At 66.6% G+C, this 16,662-nt stretch carries 18 protein-coding genes and 1 pseudogene; 12 read left to right on the top strand and 7 right to left on the bottom strand.

Features of this window, described 5'->3' with window-relative positions; genetic code table 11:
- Positions 1-8: 8 nt before the first annotated feature.
- Positions 9-896, bottom strand: a complete 888-nt coding sequence (gene ligD / locus ACIP4Y_RS28690) for a non-homologous end-joining DNA ligase (protein WP_358640166.1) — start codon at positions 894-896, stop codon at positions 9-11.
- Positions 897-949: 53 nt separating this feature from the next.
- Between ligD and ACIP4Y_RS28685 the strand changes: the two genes are divergently transcribed.
- The 4 genes from ACIP4Y_RS28685 (at position 950) to ACIP4Y_RS28670 (ending at position 3,921) form a co-directional block, all read left to right on the top strand.
- On the top strand, positions 950-1,975 hold the full coding sequence (locus ACIP4Y_RS28685; protein ID WP_401398655.1) for a Ku protein: 1,026 nt from the start codon (positions 950-952) through the stop codon (positions 1,973-1,975).
- 259 nt (positions 1,976-2,234) lie between these two features.
- Positions 2,235-2,654, top strand: a complete 420-nt coding sequence (locus ACIP4Y_RS28680; protein WP_401398654.1) for an ArsR family transcriptional regulator — start codon at positions 2,235-2,237, stop codon at positions 2,652-2,654.
- A 265-nt stretch (positions 2,655-2,919) separates the two neighbouring features.
- Positions 2,920-3,258 carry a hypothetical protein gene (locus ACIP4Y_RS28675; RefSeq protein ID WP_401398653.1) on the top strand — a complete coding sequence of 113 codons (339 nt, stop codon included), beginning with the start codon at positions 2,920-2,922 and terminating at the stop codon, positions 3,256-3,258.
- Positions 3,259-3,453: 195 nt separating this feature from the next.
- Positions 3,454-3,921 (top strand): SPW repeat protein, encoded by a 468-nt coding sequence (locus tag ACIP4Y_RS28670; RefSeq protein ID WP_358640159.1) that lies wholly within the window; start codon positions 3,454-3,456, stop codon positions 3,919-3,921.
- A gap of 227 nt (positions 3,922-4,148) precedes the next feature.
- On the opposite strand, the gene ACIP4Y_RS28665 is transcribed toward ACIP4Y_RS28670, so the two are convergent.
- The 4 genes and pseudogenes from ACIP4Y_RS28665 to ACIP4Y_RS28650 all read right to left on the bottom strand — a co-directional run bounded on the left by ACIP4Y_RS28665 (position 4,149) and on the right by ACIP4Y_RS28650 (position 6,170).
- A complete protein-coding gene (locus ACIP4Y_RS28665) occupies positions 4,149-4,577 on the bottom strand; it encodes a hypothetical protein (protein WP_401398652.1) in 429 nt (142 codons plus the stop codon).
- A 174-nt stretch (positions 4,578-4,751) separates the two neighbouring features.
- On the bottom strand, positions 4,752-5,006 hold the full coding sequence (locus ACIP4Y_RS28660) for a hypothetical protein (protein ID WP_358640157.1): 255 nt from the start codon (positions 5,004-5,006) through the stop codon (positions 4,752-4,754).
- Between the two features lie 277 nt (positions 5,007-5,283).
- Positions 5,284-5,618: pseudogene (locus ACIP4Y_RS28655) on the bottom strand (hypothetical protein); the annotation flags it as partial.
- A 141-nt stretch (positions 5,619-5,759) separates the two neighbouring features.
- Positions 5,760-6,170: a YybH family protein gene (locus tag ACIP4Y_RS28650; protein ID WP_401398651.1), complete on the bottom strand. Its 411-nt coding sequence runs from the start codon at positions 6,168-6,170 to the stop codon at positions 5,760-5,762.
- A gap of 63 nt (positions 6,171-6,233) precedes the next feature.
- On the opposite strand from ACIP4Y_RS28650, the gene ACIP4Y_RS28645 reads away from it, so the two are divergent.
- Complete coding sequence (locus ACIP4Y_RS28645; protein WP_401398650.1) at positions 6,234-6,647, top strand: winged helix-turn-helix transcriptional regulator; 414 nt, start codon at positions 6,234-6,236, stop codon at positions 6,645-6,647.
- Between the two features lie 362 nt (positions 6,648-7,009).
- Here the strand turns inward: ACIP4Y_RS28645 and ACIP4Y_RS28640 are convergent, their stop codons facing one another.
- Positions 7,010-9,334 (bottom strand): NACHT domain-containing protein, encoded by a 2,325-nt coding sequence (locus tag ACIP4Y_RS28640; protein WP_401398649.1) that lies wholly within the window; start codon positions 9,332-9,334, stop codon positions 7,010-7,012.
- A gap of 509 nt (positions 9,335-9,843) precedes the next feature.
- Here ACIP4Y_RS28640 and ACIP4Y_RS28635 point away from each other — a divergent pair.
- On the top strand, positions 9,844-10,698 hold the full coding sequence (locus ACIP4Y_RS28635) for a nuclease-related domain-containing protein (protein WP_401398648.1): 855 nt from the start codon (positions 9,844-9,846) through the stop codon (positions 10,696-10,698).
- A 47-nt stretch (positions 10,699-10,745) separates the two neighbouring features.
- On the opposite strand, the gene ACIP4Y_RS28630 is transcribed toward ACIP4Y_RS28635, so the two are convergent.
- Positions 10,746-11,495 carry a hypothetical protein gene (locus ACIP4Y_RS28630; protein WP_401398647.1) on the bottom strand — a complete coding sequence of 250 codons (750 nt, stop codon included), beginning with the start codon at positions 11,493-11,495 and terminating at the stop codon, positions 10,746-10,748.
- A gap of 741 nt (positions 11,496-12,236) precedes the next feature.
- Here ACIP4Y_RS28630 and ACIP4Y_RS28625 point away from each other — a divergent pair.
- From ACIP4Y_RS28625 to ACIP4Y_RS28600, 6 genes are all read left to right on the top strand, one after another.
- Positions 12,237-12,518 carry a DUF6313 family protein gene (locus ACIP4Y_RS28625; RefSeq protein ID WP_401398645.1) on the top strand — a complete coding sequence of 94 codons (282 nt, stop codon included), beginning with the start codon at positions 12,237-12,239 and terminating at the stop codon, positions 12,516-12,518.
- Positions 12,515-12,790: a DUF6313 family protein gene (locus ACIP4Y_RS28620; RefSeq protein WP_401398643.1), complete on the top strand. Its 276-nt coding sequence runs from the start codon at positions 12,515-12,517 to the stop codon at positions 12,788-12,790. The genes ACIP4Y_RS28625 and ACIP4Y_RS28620 overlap by 4 nt, the downstream gene beginning before the upstream one ends.
- Before the next feature lie 32 nt (positions 12,791-12,822).
- A complete protein-coding gene (locus ACIP4Y_RS28615; protein WP_401398641.1) occupies positions 12,823-13,485 on the top strand; it encodes a pentapeptide repeat-containing protein in 663 nt (220 codons plus the stop codon).
- 466 nt (positions 13,486-13,951) lie between these two features.
- Positions 13,952-14,389 carry a hypothetical protein gene (locus tag ACIP4Y_RS28610; RefSeq protein WP_401398639.1) on the top strand — a complete coding sequence of 146 codons (438 nt, stop codon included), beginning with the start codon at positions 13,952-13,954 and terminating at the stop codon, positions 14,387-14,389.
- A gap of 266 nt (positions 14,390-14,655) precedes the next feature.
- Positions 14,656-15,891 (top strand): helix-turn-helix domain-containing protein, encoded by a 1,236-nt coding sequence (locus tag ACIP4Y_RS28605; protein ID WP_401398637.1) that lies wholly within the window; start codon positions 14,656-14,658, stop codon positions 15,889-15,891.
- Positions 15,873-16,451, top strand: coding sequence for a flavoprotein (locus ACIP4Y_RS28600; RefSeq protein ID WP_401398635.1), 579 nt, complete (start codon positions 15,873-15,875; stop codon positions 16,449-16,451). The genes ACIP4Y_RS28605 and ACIP4Y_RS28600 overlap by 19 nt, the downstream gene beginning before the upstream one ends.
- Positions 16,452-16,662: the final 211 nt, after the last annotated feature.

Genomic DNA, 16,662 nt, shown 5'->3' with positions numbered 1-16,662 from the left:
CGGGGTGCTCAGGGCAGGGGTACGGCCCGCTCCGGGTCCGTCAGCGCGGCCATCAGGTCGCCGAGGTCCTGAAGCCGCGGGGCGATGTCCTCCGCCCGGAACCCCAGCTGCGCGGGGCTGCGGCAGTCGGCGACCTCCTCCCAGGTCACCGGCGCCGACACCAGCGGGGCCCGGCGGGCGCGCACGGTGTACGGGGTGGCCGTGGTCTTGCGGGCCGCGTTCTGGCTCCAGTCGACGAACACCTTGCCCGGCCTGAGGCTCTTCGTCATGCGGTGCACCACCAGCCGGGGCATCTCCCGCTCGGCCTCCACCGCCAGCTCCTTCGCGTACTCGGACGTCCGTTCGGAAGAACTGCCCCGCACGGCGGCCAGCAGATGCAGCCCCTTCGAGCCGGCGGTCTTCGGGTACGCCTCGATCCCGTCCGCCGCGAGCCGCTCGCGCAGCCACAGGGCGACCTCGCAGCAGTGCACGATCGTCGCGGGCGCGCCCGGGTCGAGGTCGAAGACCAGCCGGTCCGCCTCCTGCGGGGACTGCACCAGCCACTGGTGCGTGTGGAACTCGGTGACCAGGTTCGCCGCCCAGACCAGGCTCGGCAGGTCCTGCACCACCACCATCCGGGCCGGGCTGTCCGCCGACGACCGCGGCACCTTTGCGGTGGTGACCCAGTCGGGCGTACCCGGCGGCACGTTCTTGGTGAAGAACAGCTGCCCGTCCGGGCCGTCCGGATAGCGCAGGAAGGACACCGCCCGGTCCCGCAGATGCGGCAGCAGGGCGGCGGCGGTGGTCGCGTAGTAGTGCAGCAGCTCCCCTTTGGTGAAGCCGGTCTCCGGATACAGCACCTTCTCCAGGTTGCTGAGTGCGACCCGGCGCCCCTCCACCTCTGTGATAGGCGTCATAGGATGACAATCCCAGACAAACGGGAGAAATCGACAAAGGAAGGGTGCGGCACGTGCGATCGATCTGGAACGGCGCCATCTCCTTCGGCCTCGTCAGCATCCCGATCAAACTGGTGAACGCCACGGAGAGCCACGCCATCTCCTTCCGGCAGATCCACACCGAGGACAACGGCCGCATCCGCTACCGCAAGGTGTGCGAACTGGAGGAGCGCGAGGTCACGCAGGCCGAGATCGGCAAGGCGTACGAGGACGCCGACGGATCGATCATCCCGATCACCGACGAGGACCTCTCCCACCTGCCCATCCCCACGGCCCGCACGATCGAGATCGTCGCCTTCGTCCCGGCCGACCGCATCGACCCGCTCCAGATGGACGCGGCCTACTACCTCGCGGCCAGCGGAGCCCCCGCCGCCAAGCCGTACACCCTCCTGCGCGAAGCCCTGAAACGCAGCAACAAGGTCGCCATCGCCAAGTACGCGCTGCGCGGCCGGGAACGCCTGGGCATGCTGCGGGTCGTCGGCGACGCCATCGCCATGCACGGGCTGCTGTGGCCCGACGAGGTCCGGGCCCCGGAGGGCGTCGCCCCCGACGTCGACGTCACCATCCGGGACAAGGAACTTGACCTCGCGGACGCGCTGATGGACACCCTCGGCGAGGTCGACCTGGACGACCTGCACGACGAGTACCGGGAGGCGCTGGAGGAGGTCATCGCCGCGAAGGCCTCCGGCGAGACCCCGCCCGAGGCCCCGGCCCCCGCCGCCGGCGGCAAGGTGCTCGACCTGATGGCAGCCCTGGAGAACAGCGTGCGCGCGGCCCGGGAGTCCCGCGAGGCCGCCGGCGCGGAGGCCGAGGTCAGACCCCTGCCGCGGGGGCGGGCCGCGCCCAAGGAACCGGCCGGCAAGAAGTCGACCTCCACGGCCGCGAAGAAGACGACCACCGCGAAGAAGGCCACACCCGCGCGCAAGTCGACGTCCAAGGCGGGGGAGGGGACGAAGAAGGCGGGGTCTGCGGGGGCGAAGAGCACGACGGCGAAGAAGACCCCGGCGAAGAAGACCACGCCCCGCAAACGCTCGGCGTGACGCACGCTGCGCTGATGCACCGGCCGGCTCGGACCTGCGGGTCCGCTGTGGCCGGTCACGCGGTTCCCCGCGTCCCTTCGGGGAAGTGCCGGTGAGCGACCCCGTCCCCGGCCGGCGCCACCGCTCCCGGGATGCTCGCGCTGACGTACGGCCTGACTCGTACAAGTACGCATGGAGTCGAACTGCGTACACAGTACGATCCGACCCGTACGAGAGCCGGGCGGAGAACCGGGGAGAACCCAGGGGCAGGGGGCCGAAGTTGACCGGACTGAGAAGCGGGGAGACGCCGCGAGCCGCGGAGATCAAGGTGCTGCCGGAGCCACCCGGCCTGCCCGACCCGCTGCCCGAGCCGGCCGTCGCCGACCTCCGGCTGGAGACGGTGCTGGGCGCGCTCAGCGACCCGCTGCGGCTGCGGATCGTCCGCAGACTGCTGCTGGAGTCGGAGGAGTTCGACCACACCTGCGGCTGGTTCGGCCTGGACCGCCCCAAGTCCTCGCTGACCCACCACTTCCGGGCCCTGCGCGAGGCGGGCGTCACCCGGCAGCGCCAGTACGGCCTGGAGCGGCGCAGCCACGTCCGGGTCGCCGACCTGAACGCCCGCTTCCCCGGCCTCCTGGACCTCGTCGCCGCGTGGACCCCGGGACGCGCGCCGGGCCTCCCGAAAGAAGGTTCGAGCTAGGATCACGCTCCTGCCCGGACCAAGATCATGGGAGCCATGGTGACGACGAGCCGACGCGCTCGCACATCCGCGTACGCTGCCGCGACGGCGGCTCTGCTGCTGACGGCGACCAGCGGATGTTCCTCGGACCAGGAACTGCCGAACATGACCGGTGCCCAGCTCCAGGCGGCCCAGGACCGTGCCCGGAGCGCCGGTTTCACCCACCTCGGCTCCGAGGACGCCACCGGCCAGGGCCGAGCCCAGGTCTGGGGACCGCAACTGGCGCGTGTGCTCCCAGGACCCCGAGCCCGGCACCGCAGACCCGGACACCCTCGTGGTCTTCCAGGTCGTCAAGCAGGGCGAGTCCTGCCCCGCCTCGACGGACGGCTACCTGGCCATGCCGGGCGACGACATGCCCGGCTACAGCGGGCGCAGCCTCATGGACGCGATGGACCAGATGGCGGCACTGACCGGCGAGGTCAGGGCGGTCGACGCCACGGGCGCGGGGCGCAGCACGGACAACGAGAACGACTGGCGGGTCTGCACCACGGTCCCCGCCCCCGGCGAGACCATCGACGCGGACGTCCTCTTCGAGGCGGTCCGCAACGACGAGAAGTGCCCCTGACCCCCTCGCCGTCACACCGAGCCGTCACACTGAGTGCCCGGACGGTCGACAGCCGGTTGCCAGTCACCGTGCCGATGTCGCCTCAACCCTCAACCCGCAGCGGTTATTGCATGCGTTTTGGGTACTCGCCCGGCGAACTGGTACAAAAGCCATATTTCGGAGGTAAGTGACATGGCGACCTCTCCACGGCCTGACATGGCGACCCATCCCGACATCATCGCCATGCGCGAACGCCACGAGATGGCCGAGCGCACCACGAGCACCCCGAAGGCCCAAGCCATCGAGAGCATGGCCCTCCTCACCGGGCTCTACCTCGCGGCCTCACCCTGGATCACGGGCTTCAACGGCTTCTCCACCCTGGCGGTCAACAACCTGATCACCGGCATCGCCTACGCACTCCTCATGAGCGGTGGCTTCGGCCGGGCCTACGACCGTGTGCACAGCATGGCGTGGGCCGCCTGCGCGCTGAGCCTGTGGACGATCATCGCGCCGTGGGTCGTGGCCGGCGACGTCTCCACCACGAAGACCATCGTCAACAACGTCATCGTCGGCATCATCGGCCTGCTGCTGGCCCTGACGGCCGCCGCGATCGGCCGCCCGGCGGACCGGAACCAGGGAAGCGCCGGCCGCATGTCCACGCCCTACGCGGGAGGACGGAGCTGACCGGACGCGGGGGAACAAACGCAAAGACCCCGGCCTCAGCGTTTCCGCTGGTGACGGGGTCTTCGGCGGGACAGTCGCGGTCGGCGACGGAATGGGCTCATCGCTCAAGCCCCACAGGAAGTCGATCTCGCTCGGGGACATGACGAGAGCAACCGCGCTGGGCTGCCGATGCCGTTGCCGTCGGCGCTTCCGTCACTGCCGTCGGCCGCAGCTGCGATGAGCACCGCTCAGATCCGCCCACCGGTCAGACGGGTGATCGGACCGAGCGTGCGGCGCCCCGCCCGGCGACCCGCCAGGTAGGACGTGGCACCCAACGCCGACACGCCTGCAGTCACACCGGCGGCGAGGAGCTTTCGCTGGGCGATCAACGTCCCTGCCGTCTTGGCGAAGGCGACGACCTGTCCCGAGGCGGCGATGACGGCTTTGCGGCCGGCTTGGACACGCTCGGCCGCGCCATGCACGACCGCGGTGCTCTTCCCGGCCACACGCTCGGCACCGTCAACGGCCGCTGACGTCACGTCACCGGTCTTCTCGGCCGCCTTGTCCGCCGCCTGCGACGCGGGAGCGGTCGCCTTCGCCGTGGCCCGTCGGGCCTTGGCGGACGCACCCCGCTTGGATACAGAACTCTGATTCGTGCCGCTGTTCGACTGACTCATGAACTTCGCGTTGCCGCTCGCGCCACCGGCAAACGCACTCCCCGGGCCCGGCGCACACTCTTCCCACACTAATGCGCCACCCCTGTGCGCAACTTGAGCGGGAACGCCGCGGACCACCCCCTCGGGGGCGTACCTCTCACCTGCACCGACACTACGCAGACGCCGGCGCTCGCTCTACATGACTCCCATCCCGCGCTTGGCAAGACGTTTGAACTCCCGGGTGTACGTCTCGATGAGTTCCTTGGTGTCCTGGTACAGCTCACGTATGGCTGCCTGCACCTCGGGAAGCAGGAGCTCAGCCGAGCGGGACTGGTGAAGTCGTATCTCGTCGTCCACGTAGTCGGCTTTGCGGCGCACGATCCCGGGCATCTCCCACAGCCGAAGCGGATCCGCGACCATGGACGTCCAGCGCGGTGCGGCCCGGGACATCTGGGGAGCCAAGTCCCGCCACGGCTCGGCGGGCGTCCGACCGCTGAGGGTCGGGGACAACTGGACCCTCGCTTCGACGAATGGTGCACAGAACGTCGTCAGCTCGTCCTGTAGGACGTCCACCTTCGCGACGAGCGCTGCCTGAACGCTGTGCCGTCCTGTGAGGCGGCCTACCGCGACCGTGGCCGCTGCTCCAGCGATCGCGCCGCCCAAACCGATCAACGCCACCGGTATCTCTGACTGAGCCACCCGCCCCCCTCTGCGCGTGCCGCTGCAATCAGCATGATTGTTGTGGTGGTGCAGCCGTGAATAGACCTTTGTTCTGCAACGGCGTGAGCTGCGACCGTATTGGTGAAGCCTCTCGGAGCGGTTGCATCGTGAGACTTACAACGGTGAACGCTTCGTGGATGTCGCCCGTGGTTCCGATCGGATCCGCAGTCGCCGGAAGCCGTGGAGCCAGGCGAAGGTTCGCTCGATCACCCGGAGGTAGGTGCCCGGCCCGCTGCTGTGCCGCGTCCCGCGGTGGGCAATGGCCGGCACGATGCCTCGCTCCGGGAGTTGGTCATAGTTGCGGTCGGCGGAGAGCGAGGACGGCTTGCGGCGCGGACGGCCGACCGGCCACGGATGTCGCCAACCGGCGTATCGAGGACCTGCCGCGCGAGTACGCATGACCGCGTGACCACGTCCGAGGCCCCTGGCGTCCACCAGGGGCCTCGATGTCTTTAAGGTGTGCTGTTTTCCAGGTGTGCTCGCTCAGAACCTCGGTTCCACGGTGAGGTGTTGCGGTCCGCAGGCGCCGAAGGGATTGTCGATGACATACCGCCACCGGCCATCCGGACCACGCCGGGCGACATCGGTGGCAGTGCCCTCGACATGCACCGCCTGTCCCTCGCGGTCGGTCCCGTCGATGACCCAGTCGACGATCAGCAGCGCCAGGTCTCCGCTGTGGTACACGTGCCGCGGACGGACCGAGATGGGAACTCCGAGCCTCTGCAGGCGGCCGTTGGCGGCGTGCAGGTGCGGGCCGGTCACCGGTGTTCCCGGCTGCGGAACCAGCACTGCCGCGTCCTCGTAGACGTGCGCCAGCGCGGCAGCGTCGCCGCTGTTGAACCGCTCGGCGAACACCACGGGCACCTCTTCGGGCCGATCGGCCAGTTCTCGCATGATCGACAGATGTCCTTCCGGGCCGGGAGAATCGAAGTGCCCCACACGCTAGGAGGCGTTCTCGTGACTCACCGAACGGTTGGTCACCCGGCAGGGCTCCCCGACGACCCACACGCGCACACCACCGCGCCCACCCCCGAGTGCCCCGTGGAGATCACACTGGCGGCTCTGCACGGCCGCTGGACGACGCTGGTGATCCGCGAACTGCTGCGTGGCGACCACTCCTACAGCGAGCTGCGCACGGCCCTGCCCATGCTGTCCGACAAGGTGCTGTCCGACCGGTTGGCCCAGCTCGGCGAGGCCGGAGTCGTCGAGCGCGACCGCCGACCGGGCTGGCCGCCGCGAGTGCGCTACGCGCTCACCCCGAGTGGACACCGCCTAGGCCCTGTCCTCCAGGCTCTGTGGGACTGGGGGACGGAGGCCTCACCACAGGACAGCGAGGCTGAGCGCAGCCGTGCGCCAAGCCCTCTTCGCTGACCGGCCGGCCCCGTCATCCCACCTACGGCAATACCCCAAGATCCCGTCCACGGTTCAGAGACCCCGGCATAAGGCTGCTCCGGGCGGCATACGCCTGCGCATAGGGGAAGACCTCGACCTCTGCGTTTCCGCTGACGGGGTCTTTAGACACTTCTTGCGAATTGCCCCCGGCAGGATGCGAGCCTGCGCACACGGCTCCGGAAGCCCTTCAGGCCCGGACGTTTGTGCAGGCCCGGAAGCAGTAGGTGGGAGGTGCTGAACGGCGTCTTGACTCCAAGCTCCACCGATGACGGCATCATCGCGGATGCTTCGCCAGACCGAAAATCAGCGGTACAGCTTTTGGACGAGGTGTAGATCATGGATCAAGGTTGATGCACTTCTGCAAGGTGCCGCTGGAGGTCGATGTGGCGGAACTGATACACAGCCCCGGCCTGCCGCAGGACGCCTCGCCGCTGGTGGGCGTCGGCTAGGAAACTCATCAACCGCCAGGGCGCGCGCCCCGTCACCGCCAGTCTGATCCGCGTTACCAAGAACCTCATCCACACTGACCGAGCGAGTCCGTACAAGAGGCCGATCGGGAGCGTGAATAGCGAGATGGCCGCAACGGAGCTCCCGAGGTCTCCCCACCCGAGCCATCTCCCGAAGGCGATCATGAGCACGCTCGCGAGTACGAACGACAGTGGTGGCCCGAACCCGCCCACGAGCGTGAAGGTCCAGAACATGTGCCGGTCCCCGGCCAGCACCGCGCCTGGCCCCACTGCCTTGTTCAGGTCGGGGTGTACTGACCGGAGCCCGCCCATGAGGGCAAAGGGCAGCCCACAGATGGTCCCGACGGTGATCCAAACGGTGAGTCCGCCGCCGTGATCCGACTCGAAGATGCCGCCGAAGAGAGATCCGAACACGTAGCCAAGGGGGAGCCAGTAGGGGTTATAGGGTTCTCCTCTCCGTCTCCAGCGGATTCCTGAGCTTGGGCTTCTCTCTCTTGAGGTGTGGGCGATGATGGCGCCCGTTACGCCCGAAATGGCCCCTGCGGTCAAGAACACAGACAGCGCGAATCCGAAGCTGTCGGTAAGCCCGTACAGGCCAAGGGTGAGTCCAACCGTGAGCCCGGCCGTGAACCCAATTGCGACATGGTCATATAGGAAGGCTTTGTGGAGTTGCCACCAGGCGAAGTTGGGGGTGCCGCCTAGGGTGTGCTGAAGGTGGCTGGCGAGGAAGGTGAGGGTGCGCTGGGCTTGTTGGACACTCCAGCGTGTCGGGTGGTGAGGGTGAGGGCGGTAGGCGGCAGGGATGAAGGCGGTGAACAGATGGCTGTCAAGAACGGGGCGGGTTGGGAAGCGGGCGCGGTCGAGGAGTTCATCGGGGTCCGGAAGTTCGGTGATCTCTTCGTCGGGGCGGGGGTTGTAGATCGTGCGTGCCAGGAACAGGCCGAGTGGAGTGCTCAGTGCCTCTGATGCCGGGGTGTCGGTGCCCAGCGCAACGATTACCCGTCTCCAGCGGGCTGTGGCCTGGCTGGCGGGGCCTCCGGCGTCGCGCTCCAGGTAGGCGGCCGCTTTCGCGGGATCCAGAGGCAGCAGGCGGATGCCTGCCGCTCCGTTCAGGAGCACTCTGGTCCCGGTTGGAGTGGTCAGGGCGCTGCGGTACTCAGCGGTTCGGCTGGAGAGCACCAGCGGCTGCCCGGTGGGCAGTACCTGGTTGATGGCATGCAGGGCCCGGGCACGCACGGCTTGAGGGAGTTCATCCAGGCCGTCGAGGATGGGCAGGATCAGCCGCTGCTTGAGCAAGGCGCGCGCCTGGGTGCCGGTGCCGTCCTGTGAGGGATCGGGGGGGACGGGGGCACGTAGAGCGGGGTGGTCTTGCGCGAGTTCCTGGGCCATCCATGTGTACAGGTCCTGCCGTGTTGGGTCCCAGGAGGCCAGTGGAAAGAGGACCGGGACGGGGCCGCCGGGAGGGCGGTGTTCGAGTAGGGCCAGGAGGAGGCGGATCAGCAGCATGGTCTTGCCGGCACCGGGCTCGCCGAGGACCACCAGGCGGCGGGTGGGAACGCGTTCGAAGGTGTTGGCGATTTCACCTCCCTCGCCGGCGAGCCCTCTGGGGCTGACAGCCCCCGCGGAGGCCGCTTCCGGGGACTGGCCAGGCCAGTATCCGGCGAGCTCCCTCAAGTGTGGCCACGACTCGACCAGGTCCGCGTCGGCCGCGACCCATTCGACGGACAGCGGAAAAGGGTCATTGAGGCGGCGTACCTGCGCCTCGGCCTCCCACTGCTGGCGCACCCCCTGGGCGAGCTGGTCGGCCACCGCCTCCAGCCGGGCGGGCGTCGGCTCGCTCTTGCCACGGTGAAGCACTGCGATCACTGCGGCAGGCAGCGCCAGCAGGCCAGTGAAGGCGCCCACCACAGTGACCAGATCTTCGACCTGGTGGCCGCCTGCGACGTACCACGCCAGGAACGCCCCAGCCATGACTACATACAGCAGTCCAACCCATTTCGGTACACGTCTCACACGGTGATCATGCGGGACCGCGAACAGCGTTCCCAGGATTTGACGTCGCCGAAATCGTCGGACCGGCAGGGACCTGGCGCTCACATCACAGGCATGCCCGAACAACAGCAGCTTGGACTCGGCGTTGCAGGGGCCGAACGGCATCCGGACCGGTTGGTGTTCCAGGGCATCCTGTTCGCGCTTCACACGGGAATCGCGTGGGAACATCTGCCGCGGGAACGGCGGGACGAGATGGTCACCCAGCTCATCCGCCTCGCCCAGCTCGGCCGCGCTGCCGGGATCTACCTGGAAGTATGCGGACAGCGCTTCGGCGCTCGGTTACTCGGTGACCGGCTTGGTGGTGGCGACAAGGCGAAGTCGATCCTCTGGCACTACGTGTCGACAGTGCTTCCCGGCGGCTTCAAAGCGCAACTGTCAGCTACCAGCCGCCTGGCGACGGTTAGGGCGGGCCATCTCTCTCCCTTCTTCGGGCATGGCGGGGTAGCAACGTGGCGCGGGACGGCTGCGCCGGCCGTGAGATGGGTGTCGCCGGTCAGGCACGCCGCCTGGGGCTTCCCTCGTGATGGCCCTGCCTGCACCGATGCCTCATTCAGAAGGGGCGAGCTGAGTCGAGCGGCGTACCCTGCGGTCTTGTGGCCTCGTCTCGCTTGCTGCTGGCATATCTGCAACGTCAACGCAGGAGCACAGGGGGCCTTGTGGAACTGCACGTCACACGCTGGAAGCGGTACGGGCATGATCGTCTGTACGCCAACCTGCCTGATGGCACCGCGGTCGGCTGGGCGGACGTCAGGACGGGAGACATCACGGTCTTGCGGGCTGAGTGCCGCGACGACGTGATCGCTGTGCTCAGCAAGCACTTACAGGACCTCGCCGAGCCTGTCCCGTCCGGCAGGGCGCCAGAGACTGCGGCGCGTCCGGTGCTGCCGCCTCTGACGCCGGCCGACGACCTGGCCGTCAACCCTCCCGGGAAGTCCATACGTGATCTGCTCGATGAATCCGGCCCGGGACTGATGGAGCGAGTCGTCTCACAGCTTCTGCGGCGGCCCTCGGAATGGGACTCCTGGCGAAAGGGATTGGCGGGGGAGCGGCGAGTGGGAGCCGAGTTGAACCGCTTAGGACGCCACGGCTGGCGCGTCCTGCACTCCATCCCTCTAGCCAACAAGGTGGATATCGATCACTTGCTGATCGGGCCTGGTGGGGTCTTCAACATCAATACGAAGCACCACGAGAAGAGGGCCGTCTGGGTCGGGGACGATTCCGTGAAAATCGATCACGGCAAACCGGCGCCCTACGCACGCAAAAGCCGGGCAGAGGCCAAGCGGGTTGCCCGAGTGCTTGAGCGCTATTGCGACTTCCCGGTACCGGTGGAGCCGGCGCTCGTCTTCGTCGGCGTCACCGAGCTGAAGGTCGTCGCCACGCAGCTCGATGTCCGGGTGTACCAGGAGCGCCGGTTATCTGCACTCGCTCCGCTCTCAGGCGTGCTCACGGCCGACCAGGTGGAGCAGGTCTACAGCGTGGCTCGCCATCGCCAAGCTTGGAGCAATGCCTGATGCGGTGTGCCTCAGCGAGAGGCTCCAGTTTGCCTCAGTCGCGTGTTTCACGCGTCCCAGCGAGTGGTGACGGCTTCCGCGACGCTGAAGACCTCGTCGCATTCGGCGCACTGAGCTGTGCCGAAAACGTAGGTCAACTTATGCGCGACATCGGTCTGGCCGTCTGCGAGTGCGCGACTGTGCAGTCTTTGGGCCAGCCTCTCCAGGGCTGAGATGTCCGCAGGCTGCAGCGGCATCTTCTTCGCCGTGGTCTCGTTCATGTACATGCTGTCCGTGGTCGAGAAGAAGCCGTACTCGCCGAAAGCCACGAAGTTCTCTGTGCTGCACGAGGGGCACGGGACTTCGAACTCATCGTCGTTCAGTCCGTCGAGCTGTTCACCCCAGACCTCGACCCCCTCGAAGCTGATGAGCGCAGCCAGCAAGTAGACATAAGTGGCGGGGTCGTCGGCGAGGATGGGATCCCGAAGAGCTTCCTCGGTCAGTTGCACCAGGTCCGACATCTCCGGGGCGTAGGCCACGTGGGGATCTTGCTCGTCGTATGGCCGATCAGTGCTGGCCGCGATGGCGCCGGCGAGCGTGAGTGGCATCTGTCTGTCCGCGGGTGACCACTGGCGTGCCATGTCGCGCAGGGCGGGCAGGGCCGCGTAGCTCGCTGAGTAGACGGTCCCTTGATGGCACAGCCGGGACCAAAGGTCGGTCCATCCTGAGTCCTTCGGTGCCGGGCTCACTGCGTCGAGCAGGCCGGGAATGTCTTCTGCCGTGCCATAGGCGTGGTGGAGCTGAGACCAGTCCGTCATGCCAGCGATCTAAGCAGTCGGCTGCGCCGGACCTCATGGCTGGGGCCGTTCGGTCGCCCGACCTTGAGGGCAAGCCGAGGTCAGGGCCAGAACGCAGCCAGCGGCCTGCGACGATGCCCCAAGATCCCGTCCACGCCTCGTCCACAGACCCCGGCATACGTTCGTTTCGGGCTGCATTCGCCTGCACAAACGCGAAGACCCCGTCCTCAGCGTTCTCGCTGGTGGCGGGGTCTTTAGGCACCTAATCCAAGGTGCCCCCGGCAGGATTCGAACCTGCGCACACGGCTCCGGAGTGATTGCCTCATTGCACCGCCGCACCCTGTCTGATCTGCGGCGAAGTACGGGTTGAGGCGCGCAGTCGCACAGGTTGTGTCAGAGGTGTGTCGCAAGCGTCGGCGAGCAAAGCGGAAGTCGCCTGCGGCTCCTGTGCTCATCGAGAGGGCAGCTGCGCCGCAGGGTGCTGGTCGGAACGGTCACCCAGGGCCGGGGGTGGCCTGCTGCGGTTGGTGTGATTGAACCACCGTCGCGTTCGAAAGTTTGTGGCAATCACCATGTGCTTTCATGATTCCTCGGCATTCCCTCCCGTGAGAGCCATACGGACGATACGCTCAAGTCGTGACTCCGGGGGAAGTGTCGATACCGCCGCCCGAACCGAACTGGCGTGCCCGTGCGCGCCGCTTATGGAGATCCCGGGATGCTCTACCACGTCTTCACCGATGGCTGCTTCGACTGGTGCCCGGAATGCTCGGTCTTACTGCCCTTTACCTTCTCAACGGCTTCCTGAACGGTTGGGTAAACGCCTACGACGTGCTCGTGACCATCACCTCTCCAGGAAATGTGAAGCAGCAATGGTGCGCCTGGCCGCTTTCGATCGCGGGTTGGGCAGTGGTGCCTGCAACCATCGGGGCGGCAGTTGGCTACGTCGTGACCACACAGATTGACAGTCATCGGACACAAGAGATGTCAGACCTGCTCGACGAGTTGCGACGCTATACGATCCCGCCGACGGACGAGGGAGGGTGATTGTGCGGTCGCTTTCCGCCCTCCACGACGCTGGCGGAGATGAAGAAAGACTAGCGAATCAATTCGCTGTCCGATGGCACGGGAGCGACTGGGTTTTGGCGGAGGATCACTGGGAGCGGCTTGTTAGTAAATTCCTCAGAACTAAGGAAATGGAAGGGTTAACGGCCAAGGATGCGTTACGAGACAGTGAGCAGAGGGCGCTCAATTTCCTCATGGTGCACTTGGGTCTCCAGCGCAGTACATGCCCGATGTGTAGGCTTACCTTCGATTAGCGTTACCCTAGACCTGAAGGGGAGGAGGTGTAATGGAGGAAAAGAGTGTTGAGGAAGTTTTGCGAGGTCTCCTCTATTTAGCATGTCCCGATGCCCCTGACGACGCCCGCAGCGATGCGGTAGATCTACTCTCCAGCACCCACCATCAACTCTCGGACGAACTCGCTGCCCACCTCACTGCGAAGCTGACTCCGCGTGCAGCGAAAGGTGCTCCGCTCGATCTCCGGCGTGCCGACCTGCATGGCGCTGATCTCAGAGAGGCAGACCTGCATCGCGCCAACCTTGCTTTCGCCGACCTACGCGGCTCCGACCTAAGAGACGCAGATCTGCATCGCGCCAACCTTGCTTTCGCCGACCTACGCGGCTCCGACCTAAGAGACGCAGACCTTCGCCATGCTCAATTGGTGCTTCGCGTGCAAAATGGAGCAGTGGTAGGTTCTGCGGCTGGTTTGGCGGCGGCACTATGGCTTCTGCCAGTTAGCGCAATTGTCGGTGGAACTCTTGCATTGGACGCTGTGGTCACGCTGCGTCAAGTTTTGAAGCTCTTTATGGGTGCGCAGTGGTCTACAGGGACTCGTTGGCCGACGGCTTGGAAACCCATCGTGCGAAGGGCATCTATCGCAACATCGCCCACCACCTTCGAGGTCGTCGGTTGGGGTCAGGGGAACCGGACGCGCGACCGCACGTCAGTCTGACGAAGCCCCTACCAGCGACGTTAATCCTCAATGTGTCGGCAGTCGTTATCGAGGCTGTCTTTAGCGGCCTTCATTCACACGAAGGGATCCGGATCGAAGTTTAATTCCTAGATCCAGGCCGGACGATTCTCAAGCGAGGCAACTCACGGCGGCATAACGAGCCGGCCCCCTTTTCCATACGCGTGTGAAGGCCAGCCCGTTCGTCGCGCGAGCCCTTGATGCGGTAGGGAAGATTCGCTCCTGCTGTCTGCGTCCTCACGGCCAGGCCAGGCCGGAAGTCGCCTCCGGCTCCTGCGCGCCCTGGCGACCGGCTCGCCGGTAGCTGTAACACGCGGGGGCCCTGGGTGTTACAGCCTCTCGGAGCTGGGTGGGGCCGGTCGATGCCGGCCCATGGATGTGGCCGCACTACGCCCTTGCTCTGTCAGACGGGCGACGTACGGTCTACTCAGGCGAACACGGAGGTTAAATGCCTGAGCAGGTGGGTGAGTTCAGATGGTGGTGGATCAAGTTACGCAACCCAAGGGATACGCGGTTCTTCCTGTACTACCCAAACAGCGGGGCTGGGGACGCCCAGGTTCTGCGGGTATGCGATCGAGGTGGCCTTGATCACGCAGTCCTGATCTGGAACGTCTGTCATGACTGTCAGTGTGGTCTGATCGCGAAGATCTCGATGATCCCTGAATGGCAGCGTCAGGGGCTGGGGCGCCGACTCGTGCGATGGGCCCTGCGTGCGGGACCGGGATACGACTGGGTCACCTCCAGCCAGTCACCTGACGGCCAGCAATTCTTCCCTGTGATGGCACGCGAGACCGGCGCAGCGCTCACCAACAAAGGGAAGACGTGCGCGCACATCGACGTGGCAAACCGGGCCTTTCCCCGGCCCCGACTCGTACGCGATGTCTGAGCGCGTCCACCCCGACCCGGACACCCCGGACAGTCTCCATTCCGGGTGTCCGCGGTGTTGGCGCAGGTGAGAGCCATATCCGGACAGCCGGACAGTGCGGACATCTCTTAGCGCGGTTGCCGGACCCGGACAGTCCGTCCGGGTTCTGCCTCGTCCGGTGCCACACGCTGGTCATGGTGGCGGGTGGGCCGAGATCACTTACCGGTTCATCGCCGCGTCGGTACCGTGAATGGCGCCCTTACCTCAGCAGCGGGAGGCAGCACCCCATGCGTGGTCTTGGAGATCACCTAAGCATCGGCGAGCGCATCGCGTTCTACCGAAAGCGGCGCGGCTACACGCAAGAGGTGCTGGCCGGCCTGGTCGGTCGGAGCACTGACTGGCTGGCGAAGATCGAGACCGGTCGAAGGAAGCCGCCCCGCATCGACATGCTCGCGGAGCTGTCGCGCATCCTGCGCGTGCCCCTGGGAGACCTGCTCGGACAGTCCGTCCTCATGGAAGACGAGCGGCAACAGGACGACGTCCCCGCCGTGCGCGACGCCCTCATGAGCCCGCGCCGGCTGTCGCGTCTCCTCTTTGGACCGGACGCTGAGGCGCAGCTCCCGACGCCAGCTCCTGTGGCCGTGCGCGTGGAGCATGCGTGGAACGACTACCAGGGCGGCCGGCTTGGCAGCGTCATCGCTGCACTGCCTGGCTTGCTTCAGACGGCTCAGGAGCTGGAGGAACGAGCGGTACGCCGCGGCGAAGACCGTGGCGACTGCTGGGCAGTCTCAGCCCGTACGCATCACCTTGCGGCTACGACACTCGCTAAGATCGGCGAGTCGGACATCTCGTGGCTCGCAGCCGAGCGCGCGATGCGAGCCGCTGACGAGTCGGACGACCCGCTCGTATTGGCGTCCGCCGCACGTTCCGGTACGCACGCCCTGCTCGCCAATGGGCGCTATGACGACGCCCTCGAACTGGGCAACACGGCCGCAGCCTGGTTGTCGTCTCAGGTAACCGATCACAACCCGGCGGCCCTCAGCCTGCTGGGAATGATCCACCTGCGTGCCGCCGTCGCGGCGGCACGCCATCAGGACCGGCCTACCGCAACGGCACTGCTGGATCGTGCCGAGGAACTCGCGGACGACCTCGGCTCGGATGAGAACTACTGGCAGACCGGTTTCGGGCCGACGAACGTGCTGCTTCACCGGCTGTCCATTGAGCTGGACCTCGACAACGTGTCGTACGTGGTGGAGCACGGCCGGATCAACGTCGACCACATGCCGCAGGAGCGCAGCGTCTCGCACCGGATCGACTTCGCGCGTGCCCTGTCGCTCGCCGGGCAGGGCGATGAGGCCTTCGCAGAGTTGCGCACAGCCGAGCGCACGTCGCCGCAGCTCGTACGCAACAATCCGAGGGTGCGCGAGACGCTGCGAGACCTGATCAAGCAGTCTCCGGTGACGGGCGGCTCGCGTTCGTCGGACGTGTTCGCGATGGCTCAGCGGTGCAGGGCGGTGCAGTGAGTTCAGGCAAGCGTGGAGTGCTCGGAGTCGTCGGGTCGGCTGCCGGGGGCGTAGAGGCATTGCGCACTGGGCTCGTGGAGCCCGCCATAGGCCGTGGATGGCGGGTGGCCGTCACGCTCACGCCAACCGCAGGTCAGTGGCTGCGCACGAGCGGGGAGCATGAGCGGTTGGAGAAGCTGACCGGGCTCCCCGTACGCGATGAGCCGCGTCTTCCTGGCGAGGCCCGGCCGCATCCGCCGGTTGACTGCTACGTGGTCGCCCCCGCGTCTGCCAACATGATCGCCAAGCTCGCGACCGGCCTGATGGACAATCAGGCGCTGACGCAGGTTGGCGAGGCCATCGGCACTCTTGATCTCCCCGTTGTTGTTTTCCCGCGGGTGAACGCGGCGCACGCTCGCCACCCCTCGTGGCAACGGCACATCGACGCGCTACGGGCGGGAGGAGTGCATCTCGTCTACGGCCCCGATGTCTGGCCGCTGTACGAGCCGAGGGATGCGCCGGCCGGGCGCGAACTCCCCTGGGAGGCAGTGCTCGACGCCGTAGATGAGGCCACCCAATGATGGGTCGTCAGCAAGCCTGACCTGCAAGGAAAGAGGACCCGGACAGTCTGTCCGGGTCCTCTGCTGTTTCCGACCGCATGCTCATTGGCATGCCAGGGATCAATGAGCGAAGCGGCGATTCGGGCGGCCTGACCCGTGCCGAGCTCGCCGCAATCCAGGTGGGCTTGATCGAGGCGCGCGCCACCGCTGAGCGACTGCTGAGGCGTGCGGA

It is taken from the genome of Streptomyces sp. NPDC088810, assembly GCF_044750305.1.
In the GTDB taxonomy this organism is placed as follows: domain Bacteria; phylum Actinomycetota; class Actinomycetes; order Streptomycetales; family Streptomycetaceae; genus Streptomyces.
Note: the sequence above shows the minus strand (reverse complement) of the source record. Positions and strands in the feature narration are given on the sequence as shown.

Bases quoted from the DNA above. Each gene is read 5' to 3' on its own strand.
- ligD (WP_358640166.1), bottom strand. From the start codon at position 896: ATGACGCCTATCACAGAGGTGGAGGGGCGCCGGGTCGCACTCAGCAAC.
- ACIP4Y_RS28670 (WP_358640159.1), top strand. From the start codon at position 3,454: ATGGCGACCCATCCCGACATCATCGCCATGCGCGAACGCCACGAGATG.
- ACIP4Y_RS28665 (WP_401398652.1), bottom strand. From the start codon at position 4,577: ATGAGTCAGTCGAACAGCGGCACGAATCAGAGTTCTGTATCCAAGCGG.
- ACIP4Y_RS28660 (WP_358640157.1), bottom strand. From the start codon at position 5,006: ATGTCCCGGGCCGCACCGCGCTGGACGTCCATGGTCGCGGATCCGCTT.
- ACIP4Y_RS28650 (WP_401398651.1), bottom strand. From the start codon at position 6,170: ATGCGAGAACTGGCCGATCGGCCCGAAGAGGTGCCCGTGGTGTTCGCC.
- ACIP4Y_RS28630 (WP_401398647.1), bottom strand. From the start codon at position 11,495: ATGACGGACTGGTCTCAGCTCCACCACGCCTATGGCACGGCAGAAGAC.
- ACIP4Y_RS28625 (WP_401398645.1), top strand. From the start codon at position 12,237: ATGCTCGGTCTTACTGCCCTTTACCTTCTCAACGGCTTCCTGAACGGT.
- ACIP4Y_RS28615 (WP_401398641.1), top strand. From the start codon at position 12,823: ATGGAGGAAAAGAGTGTTGAGGAAGTTTTGCGAGGTCTCCTCTATTTA.
- ACIP4Y_RS28610 (WP_401398639.1), top strand. From the start codon at position 13,952: ATGCCTGAGCAGGTGGGTGAGTTCAGATGGTGGTGGATCAAGTTACGC.
- ACIP4Y_RS28605 (WP_401398637.1), top strand. From the start codon at position 14,656: ATGCGTGGTCTTGGAGATCACCTAAGCATCGGCGAGCGCATCGCGTTC.